This is a genomic window from Streptomyces sichuanensis, from assembly GCF_020328095.1.
Lineage (GTDB): Bacteria > Actinomycetota > Actinomycetes > Streptomycetales > Streptomycetaceae > Streptomyces > Streptomyces cinnamoneus.
Window position 1 is genome coordinate 41,119 of sequence record NZ_JAIXMK010000026.1, and the last position, 12,527, is coordinate 53,645.

Consider the following 12,527-nt stretch of genomic DNA (forward strand, 5'->3'; position numbering starts at 1 on the left):
GAATTCCCCGTGGAGGGATAAAACTATGCGGTCGATGTGGAAGGGCGCGATCGGATTCGGGCTCGTCTCCGTGCCCGTACGGCTCTACGGCGCCGTCCAGGAGCACGGCATCAAGCTGCACCAGGTCCACGACGAGGACGGCGGCCGGATCCACCTCAAGCGCGTGTGCGACGTCTGCAGCAAGGAGATCGACTTCGAGCACGTGGCCAAGGGCTTCGAGGACGACGAGGGGCACACCGCCGTCGTCACCAAGAACGACCTCGCGGGCCTTCCCCTGCCGAGCAAGAAGCTCATCGACGTCCTGGCCTTCGTCGACGCCGACCGCATCGACCCCCTCCAGCTCTCCGGCGCCTATTACCTGGCCCCCGAGAACGCGGCCGCGAACAAGCCCTACGTCCTGCTGCGGGAGACCCTGAAGCAGACCGAACGGGTCGCCGTCACCAAGATCGCACTGCGCACCCGGGAGTCGCTGGCCCTGCTGCGCGTCCACGAGGACCTGCTGACCCTGCACACCATGTACTGGCCGGACGAGATCCGCGACGCCGGCGACCTGGCGCCCCCCGCCTCCGTCACCGTGCGGCCGCAGGAGCTGAAGATGGCGACCAGCCTGATGGACACCCTCTCGGAGGACTTCGACCTCGACTCGCTGGAGGACGAGTACGAGATCGCCCTCGGCGAGCTCATCAGCGCCCATCTCGACCACCGTCCCGCGCCCCGCAAGGAGACCACGCCCGCTCCCGACAACGTCATCGACCTGATGGCCGCCCTGCAGGCGTCCATCGACTCGGCGGGCAGGAAGGCGGCACCGGAAAAGGCCGGGCCGCGGACCGCCGCGCAGGGCGGCACCAAGAAAACGGAATCGAAAAAGAGCGCGAGCAAAAAGGCACCGGCCAAGAAGACCGCGGCCAAAAGCACCGCGAAGACCGCCACGTCCAAGAAAACCGCCGCGAAGAGCACGGCGTCGAGAAGCGCCTCGGCGAAAAGCACCACGGCGAAGAGCGCTTCCGCCAAGAGCACCCAGAAGGCCCCCGCGAAGAAAGCGGGCCGCCGCGCCTCGTGAGCCCTCGCTCCCGCGGCCGGCGACCCGGCGTATCCCTCCGTCAGTCCTTGGGGCCGTCCTCTCCCGGGGCGCACTCCGCCACCCCGGAGCGGGCCCGCTCGATCAGCCCGTCCGCGCCGCAGACCTCGGCCACGGCCAGCCCCTCCCGGAACCGCTCGACCGCCTCGGCCGTGCGACCCGCCTCCTGCAACGCCGAGCCGTGATCGACCAGCGCCGCCGCGTACTCGTAGCGGCACGGCGACTCGCTCAGCTGACCGACGGACTTGGCGAGCCTGGCCAGCCGCTCCTCCCGCCCGTACAGCGGGGCCGAGCGGCGCAGCGCCTCGCCGATCGCGGTCTCCGTACCGAACCGGTGGGCGTGCGCGACGGCCGTGTCGGCCAGCTCCCGGGCGCGCTCCGGCTCCTCGTCGGCGACGGCGGTCGCGAGGTCGAGCGCCCAGGGCGCCCACAGGGTGTTGTGCCGGCCGCGCTCGTCGAGCCGCTTCCCGGCGGCCTCCAGCTCGGCGACGGCCTCCTTGACCCTGCCCCGCTGCAGCAGCAACCGGCCCGCCAGACAGGCGGCGTCGGGCAGGACGATGACCGGCGAATAGGGCGGGTAGAACTGGTTCTGCTCCGCCACGGCCTGAGCCTCGTCGACCTTGCCCCGGGCGATCAGGGTGTCGATCAGCAGGCAGGTGCCGTCCCACTGGGTGGGCAGCCCCGGACCGAGACGGTAGGCGAGCTCCAGCCCCTTGCGCAGGGTCTGCTCGGCCTTCGCGAGCTGACCGCGGCGCCGCTGGACCAGACCCAGGAAGTCATGGGCCAGCGCCAGGTGGGCACCGCTCCAGCCGGAGATCTCGAAGGCGCGCACGGCGTCGGTGAAGAGCTCTTCGGCCAGGTCGAGCCGGTCGGTGTAGGCGAACGTGATGCCGATGATGCTGGGGAGTTCGAAGCCCCACTCGGTGTTCGTCCAGCCCATGCCGTCCGCAAGGCGGCCGTCCGGCATCGTCCGTTCGACGATCTCGTTGACCTCCAGGGCGTTCTCGCCGCGGATCATGCCGTCGAAGGCGCGCAGCGCGAGCAGGGCCCGCTCGGCGTTGTTCCGGCCCTTGAGGGGCCGGGCGAGCTCGGCGATGCGGTGCGAGCGACTGAGGGCGTCCTCTTCCTCGACCTGGATGCCCTTCCACAGGTAGTGGGCGGCCTGCAGCCGCATCAGGCCGGGGCCCGGCGGGGTGCGGGACGCCTGGTCGGCCACCACCGCGACGGCTTCGCGGAGCTGGCTGTTGTGCGCGTACGCCTGGGAGAGCCGGTACGCGGCGTCGACGCGCAGCTCCTCGCTGAGGTCCGGCAGGTCCAGCGCGGCCCGCAGGTGGTTGACCGTGGTCTGCGGCGAGGTGAGCAGCGCCGCGCAGCCCAGCTCGTACAGCAGCGTGGCCCGCTCCTCCTCGGCCGGCGGCTCCTTCAGCGCCCGCTCCAGACAGCGGCGGGCCGCGTCCGGCGCGCCCACCGCGAGGTGTTCGCGGGCGGCGGCGCGCAGCTGGTTGACCACGTCGGCGTCGCCCTCGGGGTGGACCTCCAGCAGGTGCCGGGCGGAGACGGCCACGCCCTTGCCCGCGTCGGCCGACAGCCAGGCCTCCTGTCCGTGCATGGCGGTGCGGGTGGCACCCGGGATGGCGCGGTAGACGGCGGTGGCGATCAGCGGGTGGACGAACTCCAGCCGCGAACCGCCCGTGAGGATACGGGCCTCGCGCAGCTGGTCCGCGTTGTCGGCGGCCTCGGCGGGGCCCATGCCCGCCAGGCTGGCGGCCAGGTGCACCTCGATCTCCGTGCCCAGGATCGCGGCGGCCCAGGCGAAGCGGGTCACCGACGATCCGAGCTGCTCCAGCCGTGACACCAGGCCCTTGCCGCGGGCGGCCGCACCCAGATCGCGCAGCAGGGGCGCGGACTCCTCGACCGGTTCGAGATCACGGTCCTTCGCCTTGGCTATCAGCTCGACGACCTCGTACGGGTTTCCGTCGGTGACCGCCCACACCTCGCGGCAGAAGGGGCCGTCGGCCCCGGGCCCGAGGGCGTCGCGCACCAGGCCGGCCACGGCCTCGGGCGTCAGGGTGCGCAGCTCGGTCGGCCGGACCGACCGTCCCTCGACCAGATCCCGGAAGGCCGGGGTGTGCTCGGGCAGTTCCTTGGGCCGGTAGGCCAGGACGAGCAGCAGCGGCAGCTCCCCCAGGCGCACGCTGAAGGAGGTGAGCCAGGAGAGGGACTCGGGGTCGGCCCAGTGGGCGTCGTCCACGACGACGAGCAAGGGCTTGCGGGTCAGGGCGAGTTGGGTGACCACCCAGTCGAGTCCGTCGCGCACGCCCTGCGGGTCGGCCTGCGGGCCGACGGGCGGCGCGATGCCCAGTGCGGGCCCGGCGATGTCGTACCAGCCGCCGAGCAGCTCCTGCCGCGCCTCCGTGGGCATCGGCGCGAGGGCCGGCTGGAGCAGCTGCCGGACGACGTGGAACGGGACCTGCTCGGCCGACCTGCTGCCGCGCGCGAAGAGCACCGTGCACGCGTCGGTCTCGGCGGCCATCCGGCGCAACTCGGTGAGCAACGCCGTTTTGCCCAGGCCCGCTTCACCACTGAAGAGGAGGAGGCCGCCCTCCCTCGCTTGATCACCGTCCTCTGGCCCGTCCGGCCCTTGGCGGCCGCAGAGGCCGCGCACCGCCCGTTCGGCCACAGCGAGCTCGCGCTCGCGCTCGAACAGGGCTGCAGATGGGTCGCGTTCACGCTGATGCCCCGACATGGCGATGTCTCCCCGGAGAAGTAGTGGGGCGAGCCTAGCCGCGTCCACGGCCGTCCGGGCAAGGTTCGCCGGACGGACCACCCGTGAGCGTGACCTCCACCCGCCGCCGAACGCTCTTTCTCGCCATTCGGAAATGCATTCGCGTGCATGGTGCAGGTCATTATGAGGCCATTCGAATTCGCTCGTCAGCCCATCATGCGAATATGACAACTTCGCGCCGGAGCACTCCGCGACAAGCTACGCTCCATCTCGCGCAGCGGGCCGTCACGGCTTCGACCCGCTGCGGGCAAGTGCTGTGCTGCCGCCGCTTTTCCGGGAGAACGGAAAACGCCGCGCGCCGGCCCCCACTCCTTTTTGTCTTCAAGAGTTCCGAGGATCTCGATGGTTGGTACTGGCTCGTCGGCTCCGGGGCGGCCCGCCTCCGCCCTCATATGGGTGGTCTCCCCTCTGGTACTGGCCGTGTGCACGGTCACCGCCTCCCTCGCCGTGACCCCCGAGGCCCGTGCGCCCGTGGCCTGGTGCGGCGCGGCGGCCACGGTGGCGGTGGCGCTGGCCTCCGCCGAGGCGGCCCGCCGGGGACGGGTGATCGCCGGGCTGCGACGGCGGCACGCCGAGCGGGAGGCCCTCCTGCAGCACCGGCTCGACCAGCACGACGCGGAGACCTGGCGCTTCGCCCGCGACGTGATGCCCGAAGCGCTCAAGCTGATGCGCCACGGTGCCCCCACCGATCAGGTCCTGCGCGTGACGATCCCGATCCACGAGCTGGAGCCCGGCTTCGCCGCCGCCCACCGCTCGATCGTGCGGTCCGTCATCGAGGCCGTTCAGGCGGAAGAGGCGCTGCGTGACGCGGCCCACCGCGCGTTCGTCAACATCGCCCGGCGCATGCAGGCCATCGTTCACCAACAGGCGTACGACATCCGGGAGATGGAGCACAAGCACGGCAACAACCCGGACGTCTTCGGCGACCTGCTCCACCTGGACCACGGCAACGCCCTGACCGGCCGGCTCGCCGACAGCATCGCGGTGCTGGGCGGCTCGCGCCCGGGCCGCCAGTGGCGCTCCGAGATCCCGCTCTACAACGTGCTGCGCGGCGCGATGTCGCGCATCCTCGAATACCGTCGCGTGGACCTGCACTCGGTGGCGGACGTCGCCGTGGTCGGTCCCGCCGTCGAGCCGGTGATCCACGCCCTGGCCGAGCTACTGGACAACGCCACCCGTTACTCGCCGCCCCAGACGCGGGTGCACCTGACCGCGGTGGACATCCAGTCCGGCATCGCGGTCGAGATCGAGGACGCCGGCGTCGGCCTGACCGACGAAGCCCGCCGCCGCACCGACCGGGTGCTGTCCAAGGAGGGCGGCCTCGACCTGGACGACCTGGGCGAGTCGCCCCGGCTGGGTCTGGCCGTGGTCAGCCGCCTCGCGAACGCCCACGACTTCATCGTCTCGCTGCGGCCCTCCGCGTACGGCGGCGTCCGTGCGGTGCTGGTCATCCCGCCGAACCTGATCACCGCGAGCAGGTTCCCCGGCGGCGACATCGCCCGAGCCCCCAAGCTTCCCCCGTTCAAGAAGAAGCGGCGCCCCGGCTCGATCCCGGTCCAGCCCTCCGCGGCGCCCATCATGGACAGCCCCGTGCCCCCGCCGCTGGGCGACAGCGGGCTCCCCCAGCGCCGCCGCCGGCGCGGCCCCGCGCCCCTTCCGTTCGGGCGGGGCGCGGCCGCCGAGCGCGGCCGGGGCGGTGCCGAACGCCGGGGTGCGGCGGACCGCCGCGGTCCGGCGGATCACAGCCGGACCATCACCGACCGCAGTGCCCCGGCCCCGTCGGCTCCCGAGGAGCAACCCGTTCAGCCCGGCCTGTGGCTGGCCGCCTTCACCAGCGGCATCAACGGGGAGCTGCCGCAGCAGGACGGGACCCGGCGGCCCACCACTGATATCCCGTCAGACAAGGAAGAGTAGCCAAGTGACGCAGCAGCCGCGGTTCAACATGGACTGGATGCTCAAGGACCTGGCAACCAGCGTCCCTCAGACCCGCCACGTGATCGTGCTGTCCTCGGACGGCCTGCGCATGGCCCAGCACGGCACCGACACGGAGGTCGCCGACCGCCTCGCCGCCGCCTGTGCCGGACTGCAGAGCCTGTCCACGGCCATCGCGTCCGAGTTCCCGCACGGGGACGGACAGATGCGCCTGGTCGTGATCGAGGTCGACGGCGGATTCTTCTACCTGATGGCCGCCGGCGACGGAGCGTATCTGGCGGTGCTGGCCGACGACGACGTGGACGCCGGGCTGATGGGCATGAAGATGCGGGACCTCGTGGCCCGCATCGGCTCCCACCTCACCAGCCCGCCACGGGTCGGCGGGGCGGTGACATGAACGAAGCCGCACCCGGTCCCGCGTCCGGTCCGGAGCCCGCGGGCAATCCGGACCGGCTGTACATCCTCAACGGCGGCGAAGGCCACGCGGAGGCGAAGAGGGGGCTCGACCTGGTGACACTGATCGTGTCCCGGACCGAGCCCGACCCCGGACTGCAACCGGAGCACGCGGCCGTCGTCAGGATGTGCGACTACCCGCTGTCGGTGGCCGAGGTATCCGCATACCTGGAGCTTCCGGTCAGCACCCTCACCCCGCTTCTGACCGAGCTCCTCACCGGCGGCCAGGTCGAGGCCCGCCCGCCGGTGCCGACGGCCGCACTGCCCGACGTTCGACTGCTTGAGGCGGTGATGCATGGACTACAAAAGCTCTGACGGCTACGCCGGGCCGCGCAGCGAGGACACCCTCCCCGCTTCCGCCACCGCGGCCGTCAAGGTTGTGATCGTCGGAGGATTCGGGGTCGGCAAGACGACCCTGGTCGGCTCGGTGAGCGAGATCCGTCCACTGACGACCGAGGAGACGATGACCCAGGCCGGCGTCGGCGTGGACGACCTGGCCGGCATCGAGCAGAAGACCGAGACCACGGTCGCCATGGACTTCGGCCGGATCAGCATCAACGACCAACTGGTGCTGTACCTGTTCGGAACGCCCGGCCAGCAGCGCTTCTGGTTCCTGTGGAACGGCCTCTTCGAGGGCGCCCTGGGCGCCGTCGTCCTCCTCGACACCCGCCGGATGGAGGTCAGCTACGACGTGATCGGCCGCCTGGAGGAGCGCGGCGTGCCGTTCGTCGTGGGCGTCAACGCGTTCCCCGGCGCCCCGAAGTACCCCATGTCGGAACTGCGGACCGCAATGGACCTGGACGACTCCGTCCCCATGGTCGACTGCGACGCCCGCGACCGCTCGTCCTGCCGCGACACCCTGATGGCGCTGATGCGCTATCTGTACACCCTCACCACCGTCCCCACGGAGCCCCAGTGACCGACACGTCTGAACACTCCCGCCCCGAAGCCCTCCCCACGCCGCCGCCCCAGTGCCCGGCGAGCAAACTGGGCCCGGGCCCGGGCGGCAGGACCCGGCTGTACGGCCCGGAGGCGGAGTCGGACCTCTATGGGCTCTACGAACGGCTGCGCGCCGAGCACGGTCCAGTGGCCCCCGTCCTGCTCCACGACGACCTCCCCGCCTGGCTAGTACTCGGATATCGAGAGAACCTGGACGTCGCGCGCACGCCGTCACGGTTCTCGCGCGACTCCCGGCTCTGGACCGAGATGCGTGAGGGGCGGGTGCCACCAGACCACCCGCTCTGCCCGATTGTCACCTGGCAGCCGATCTGCGTGTTCACGGATGGTGAACAGCACGAGCGCTGGCGTGGGGCCGTCAACGATGCCATCGCGCGCTTCGACCGGCGGGGGATCCGCCGCCATGTGACACAGTGCGCAAACCAGCTGGTGGACCGGTTCTGTGCATCCGGCAAGGCAGATCTGGTGAGCCAGTTCGCCGAGCCCCTCCCGATGATGGCTATGACCGAGTTGCTCGGAATGCCCGAGGAATTCAGCCCCGAGCTCGTCAGCGCCGGCCGTGACATGATCAAGGGGTCGGCAACCGCGGTCCAGAGCAACGAGTTCGTCCAGGAGACACTGCGTAAACTCGTGGCCCGGAAACACGCGCGTCCCGGTGCCGACTTCACCAGCTGGCTGCTTGAGCACCCCTCCGGCCTCTCGGACGATGAGGTGCAGCAGCACCTGCGACTCGTCCTGATTGCCGCGTTCGAGACGACGGCCAACCTCATGGCGAACACCCTCAAAATGGTATTGACCGACGTCCGCTTCCGGGCATCCCTGGCCGGTGGCCACATGACGCTGCCGGACGCCGTGGAACAGGTCTTGTGGGACGAGCCGCCTTTCATGAACATCCTCGGCCGCTGGGCCACCCAGGACACGGAGCTTGCGGGACGGCAGATCAAGGCCGGCGATGCACTGGTGATGGGTCTCGCCGCGGCGAACGTCGACACTGCTGTCCGGCCTGATCTGGACGCCCCGATCCACGGAAATCGCGCGCATCTCGCCTTCAGTGGCGGTGCACACGAGTGCCCGGGCCAGGACGTGGGCCGTGCCATCGCAGGCACAGGTATCGACGCCCTGCTGTTGCGGCTTCCCGATATCAAGCTTGCCATCGAGGAGTCAGAGTTGGATTACCGGTCGACGCTGATGTGCCGTCATCTCACCTCGCTTCCCGTGGCATTCACCCCGCACCAACCCTCACACTCCGAGCCGACGGCCGAAGAAGGCCAGGATGACAGCCCGCACAGCGCTGTGCCGCGCACGACGCCCTCGGCACCCTCCGGGCAGGTCACAGCTCTCCGCCGCCCTTGGTGGACGTCGTTCAGGAACTGGTTCCGGCGCTCATAGGCAGCTGCATCGTCGGCTCGGCGGCCAGAGCTACCGTCCGGGCCGACGGCACTACCAGGCGAACTCAGCTGTGTGCGGGAACAGGTGCCAGATCCTCCAGGTAAGCCAGAGCAGCGCCGGGCGAAGGATCACCCGTGTAGCGGGGAGTGGTATTGCCCCAGTCGTTGTACCCGCTCATGGCGTACTCCAGGGCCAACACATACTGATCCACCGCCTGCGTTTCCTCGCCGGAGAAACCCAGGGCCCGGCACAGCTCGGGGATTCGCGCTTCACACCGCACGAACGCATCGGCCCGATAGCGTACCCACGAGCGGGCCCTCTCCAGTGCCTGAGCATCGGTCAAGGCGTACTGGCGTGCCAAGTCGATGACGAGATTGTTCCGTTCACCGTGTGCCTTCTCCTTCTCGAAGGAGTGAATGTCGTTGCAGCCCAGCATGAACTCGCAACACAGCAAGCGCATCGTCCTCACGTGGGTGGACTCGAACGCGCATCGGGGAACGGTGAAGTGCCCCAGCCTCTCGATCAGGTCCATCGACGAGTAGGCGCCGATCGTCGCCCGGCGTCGCACCAGGTACTCGTCGAAGGTAAGAGTGTTGCCGTTCTCCCGGTCCACCGCCTCGGCCACGTGCCCGTAGAGGTAGTCGAGCCAGTTCTGCGCCGAGCGGGCACACCAGTCCGCGTCCATGCCCTCGCACATGCGGCGCCACAGATCAAGGAAAGCACGATAAACCGGGTAGGAGGTGGCGGCTCCCTCCTGCCTCCTGTGCCGGCCCGCGATGATGCCAGCCAGATCATCGATGACTCGTGCGACGTTGCGAGGACTCTTACCGACCTCGCCATCGAATTGGTCATCGAACAAGAAGTAAAAGGTCATCGCATCGCTGGCCAGCTCGATGTCCTCGCCTTCCGCATACGGGTAGAACATCGCTCCGAACTCTGCGAGTCGCACGGACCGGTAGTACTCCACCGCCCTGTCACTTCCGGTCATCCCGGTATCCCTGGCCCACTGCAGACCGTGGATCCGCGCCCGCTCCACGTCCGGGCTCACCCCAGCCGCGAAGGGGTGGAGCATCTGCGTCGAAGCCATGCCCGTCCACCATCCTCGTATCATCTGTCCACCGGTACGGCCCCCACGGCCACTTGCCGCGACTTCCCGTTCGTCGTCAGAGGACGTGCTGCTCCCCCTTCTCCCCAGCGCCTGCACTCGGCGGTGACTGTCGAAAATTTACCTTGACCCTGTGCACGAACTCTCGACCGATCCCAGCTCACCCCAAGCCACGACTCCCCATTCGTAGCAGTGAAGGATGAAAGGCGCAGGCGAAGCCTATTGTCTTCAACCTGGCCACATGGTCGCAAGAGGAGGTATAAGAGGACGCCCTGAGATAGGAGCAAGGCAAATGCCAGTCATGAGCGGTCGTTTTGCGTCTACCTTCGCCAGATAGAGAACCTGCGCCCCGGAGCCTTGGGAGGACACCTCATGACGCTCATCCCGCAGCAAGCCCGGGGGGCGCTCCTCGCCTCACCTTGGCCGCGGGCCTGTGCGGCCCTGGTCGCCGGGGCCGTGCCTGCTCTCGCGTTTCCCGCGCCCTCGCTCTGGTGGCTCGCCTGGGTGGCCCTCGTGCCGTGGCTGGTGCTTGTCCGGTCGGCGCGTACGGGGCGGCGGGCGGCGGTTGAGGGGTGGCTGGGTGGGACGGGGTTCTTGCTCGTTGTGCATCACTGGCTGCTGCCTAGTCTGCACGTCTTCATCCTCGTGCTGGCTGCCCTGCTCGGGCTGTTGTGGGCGCCCTGGGGGCTGTTGGTGCACCGGCTGCTGGGGGGAGCGCCCGGGGCCGGGCGGGTGGTGGTCGCGTTGTTCGTCGTGCCGGCCGGGTGGCTGGTCGTCGAACTCGTGCGGTCCTGGGAGTACTTGGGCGGGCCCTGGGGGCTGCTCGGGGCCAGTCAGTGGCAGGTCTCCCCCGCGCTGCGGGTCGCCTCGGTCGGTGGCGTGTGGCTGGTCGGGTTTCTGATCGTTGCCGTCAACACCGGGCTTGCCGCCTTGGTTTCGGTGCCCCGGGCGGCCCGGGCGGCCGCGCTCGTCGGTGTGCTGGTCTGTGCAGCGGTGATCGGCGGCGTGTGGGGGTGGGCGCCCGTGCCGGAGTACGCCGGTACGGTGCGGGTCGCCGTCGTACAGCCGGGGGTCGTCGACGGCGCGGGCAGTGTGCAGCGGCGCTTCGACCGGCAGGCCGAGCTCACCCGGCAGCTGGCCGGGCAGCGGGTGGATCTCGTGGTGTGGGGCGAGAGCAGCATCGGCCAGGATCTGGGGAGCCGCCCCGACCTGCGCGACCGGCTCGTCGCGCTCTCCCGGGCCGTCGGCGCGGATCTGCTGGTCAACGTGGACGCGCGGCGCTCGGACCGGCCGGGGATCTTCAAGAGCTCCGTGCTCATCGGCCCGGACGGGCCGACCGGGGACCGTTACGACAAGATGCGGCTGGTGCCGTTCGGCGAGTACGTCCCGTTCCGTTCGGTGCTCGGCTGGGCCACGTCCGTGGGGAAGGCGGCCGTCGAGGACCGGCGCCGTGGCGACGAGCCGGTGGTCATGCGGCTGCCGGACGCCCGCGGCCGCGGCCTGCGGGTCGGGCCGTTGGTCTGCTTCGAGTCGGCGTTCCCCGACATGAGCCGACGGCTGACACGGGACGGCGCCCAGCTGCTCGTGGCCCAGTCGGCGACCTCGACCTTCCAGCACAGCTGGGCGCCGCAGCAGCACGCCTCGCTGGCCGCGCTGCGGGCGGCCGAGACCTGGCGGCCGATGGTGCACGCGACGCTGACCGGCGTGAGTACGGTGGCCGACCCGCGCGGCCGCACGGTCGGCGAACCGCTCGGCAGGGACCGCAGCGCCGCGGCCGTCTACGACGTCCCGCTGGCGCGCGGCACCAGCCCCTACGTCCGGACCGGCGACTGGGCCCTGTACGGGTCCGTGGCGATCGTGGTCCTCTTGTGCGCCGTCGAGGCGATCCGACCGGCCGTACGAGCCGTCAGGAGGTCTGCTGCCCGATCGCGATGACGATGCGCTCGCACAGCTCATGGGTGAGCAGGGCGTCCTGCGCGTCCAGCGTCCGGCCCGCGCGCACGGCGTCGAGGAAGGCGTGGACGATCTGCTCGATGCCGCGCTGCCGGGCAACGGACACCCAGTCGCCGCGGCGCCGGACGGTCGGCTGACCCTTGTGGTCGGTCACCTCGGCGAGGTTGAGGACCTGGCGCTTGGTGTCCTGGCCGGAGACCTCCAGGATCTCCTCGGCGGAGCCGCTCATCCGGTTCATGGTGCCGATGGCGGTGAAGCCGTCACCGGAGAGCTGCAGTACGACGTGGTGCACCAGGCCGTCACGGACCCGGGCCCGGACGTCGACGTGACCGACCGTGCCGGGCACCAGGAAGCGCAGGGTGTCGACGACGTGTATGAAGTCGTCGAGAACGAGCGTGCGGGCGTCCTCGGGCAGGCCCACGCGGTTCTTCTGCAGCAGGATCAGGTCGCGCGGATGGTCCGCGCACTGGGCGTACCCGGGGGCGTGGCGGCGGTTGAAACCGACCATGAGGGAGACGCCCCGCTCGCGTGCCAGGCGGACGAGCCGCTCGCTCTCGGCCAGGTCGTAGGCGAGCGGCTTGTCGACGTAGACCGGGACGCCGGCCTCCAGCAGCCGGGTGACGATGCCGGGGTGCGCGGCGGTGGACGCGTGCACGAACGCCGCTTCGATGCCGGCCGCGAGCAGGGAGTCGAGGGTGGTGTGGCGCCGGTCGTCCGGGATGCGGTGGACGTCGGCGACGCGGTGCAGGGTGTCCGGGGTGCGGGTCTGCAGGTGGAGTTCGGTCCCGGGCTCGGTGGTGAGTACGGGCAGGTACGCCTTCTGCGCGATGTCCCCCAGACCGATGCAGCCGATCTTCATTCCGCCATCTCCCCTG

10 protein-coding genes are annotated in these 12,527 nt (G+C 70.2%); 7 read left to right on the forward strand and 3 right to left on the reverse strand.

Going from position 1 to position 12,527, the window contains the following annotated elements; genetic code table 11:
* Positions 1-25: 25 nt before the first annotated feature.
* Positions 26-1,060 carry a non-homologous end joining protein Ku gene (ku, locus tag LE181_RS10910; RefSeq protein ID WP_225661028.1) on the forward strand — a complete coding sequence of 345 codons (1,035 nt, stop codon included), beginning with the start codon at positions 26-28 and terminating at the stop codon, positions 1,058-1,060.
* A gap of 40 nt (positions 1,061-1,100) precedes the next feature.
* Here ku and LE181_RS10915 read toward each other — a convergent pair whose 3' ends face one another.
* Positions 1,101-3,824, reverse strand: a complete 2,724-nt coding sequence (locus LE181_RS10915) for an ATP-binding protein (RefSeq protein ID WP_225661029.1) — start codon at positions 3,822-3,824, stop codon at positions 1,101-1,103.
* Between the two features lie 381 nt (positions 3,825-4,205).
* Between LE181_RS10915 and LE181_RS10920 the strand changes: the two genes are divergently transcribed.
* Genes LE181_RS10920 through LE181_RS10940 form a run of 5 tightly spaced genes read left to right on the forward strand, consistent with a single transcriptional unit; the run spans position 4,206 to position 8,594 of the window.
* Positions 4,206-5,777 carry an ATP-binding protein gene (locus LE181_RS10920; protein WP_225661030.1) on the forward strand — a complete coding sequence of 524 codons (1,572 nt, stop codon included), beginning with the start codon at positions 4,206-4,208 and terminating at the stop codon, positions 5,775-5,777.
* A gap of 28 nt (positions 5,778-5,805) precedes the next feature.
* Positions 5,806-6,192 (forward strand): roadblock/LC7 domain-containing protein, encoded by a 387-nt coding sequence (locus tag LE181_RS10925; protein WP_225661074.1) that lies wholly within the window; start codon positions 5,806-5,808, stop codon positions 6,190-6,192.
* A complete protein-coding gene (locus LE181_RS10930; RefSeq protein ID WP_225661031.1) occupies positions 6,189-6,563 on the forward strand; it encodes a DUF742 domain-containing protein in 375 nt (124 codons plus the stop codon). Before LE181_RS10925 ends, LE181_RS10930 begins: the two co-directional genes overlap by 4 nt.
* Positions 6,544-7,167: a GTP-binding protein gene (locus tag LE181_RS10935; protein ID WP_225661032.1), complete on the forward strand. Its 624-nt coding sequence runs from the start codon at positions 6,544-6,546 to the stop codon at positions 7,165-7,167. Before LE181_RS10930 ends, LE181_RS10935 begins: the two co-directional genes overlap by 20 nt.
* Positions 7,164-8,594: a cytochrome P450 gene (locus tag LE181_RS10940; RefSeq protein ID WP_225661033.1), complete on the forward strand. Its 1,431-nt coding sequence runs from the start codon at positions 7,164-7,166 to the stop codon at positions 8,592-8,594. Before LE181_RS10935 ends, LE181_RS10940 begins: the two co-directional genes overlap by 4 nt.
* Positions 8,595-8,658: 64 nt before the next feature.
* On the opposite strand, the gene LE181_RS10945 is transcribed toward LE181_RS10940, so the two are convergent.
* Positions 8,659-9,681, reverse strand: coding sequence for a terpene synthase family protein (locus LE181_RS10945; RefSeq protein WP_225661034.1), 1,023 nt, complete (start codon positions 9,679-9,681; stop codon positions 8,659-8,661).
* Between the two features lie 390 nt (positions 9,682-10,071).
* Between LE181_RS10945 and lnt the strand changes: the two genes are divergently transcribed.
* Positions 10,072-11,634, forward strand: coding sequence for an apolipoprotein N-acyltransferase (gene lnt / locus LE181_RS10950; RefSeq protein WP_225661035.1), 1,563 nt, complete (start codon positions 10,072-10,074; stop codon positions 11,632-11,634).
* Here lnt and LE181_RS10955 read toward each other — a convergent pair.
* On the reverse strand, positions 11,606-12,511 hold the full coding sequence (locus LE181_RS10955; RefSeq protein WP_225661036.1) for a Gfo/Idh/MocA family protein: 906 nt from the start codon (positions 12,509-12,511) through the stop codon (positions 11,606-11,608). The two genes, lnt and LE181_RS10955, sit on opposite strands and share 29 nt — an antisense overlap.
* Positions 12,512-12,527: the final 16 nt, after the last annotated feature.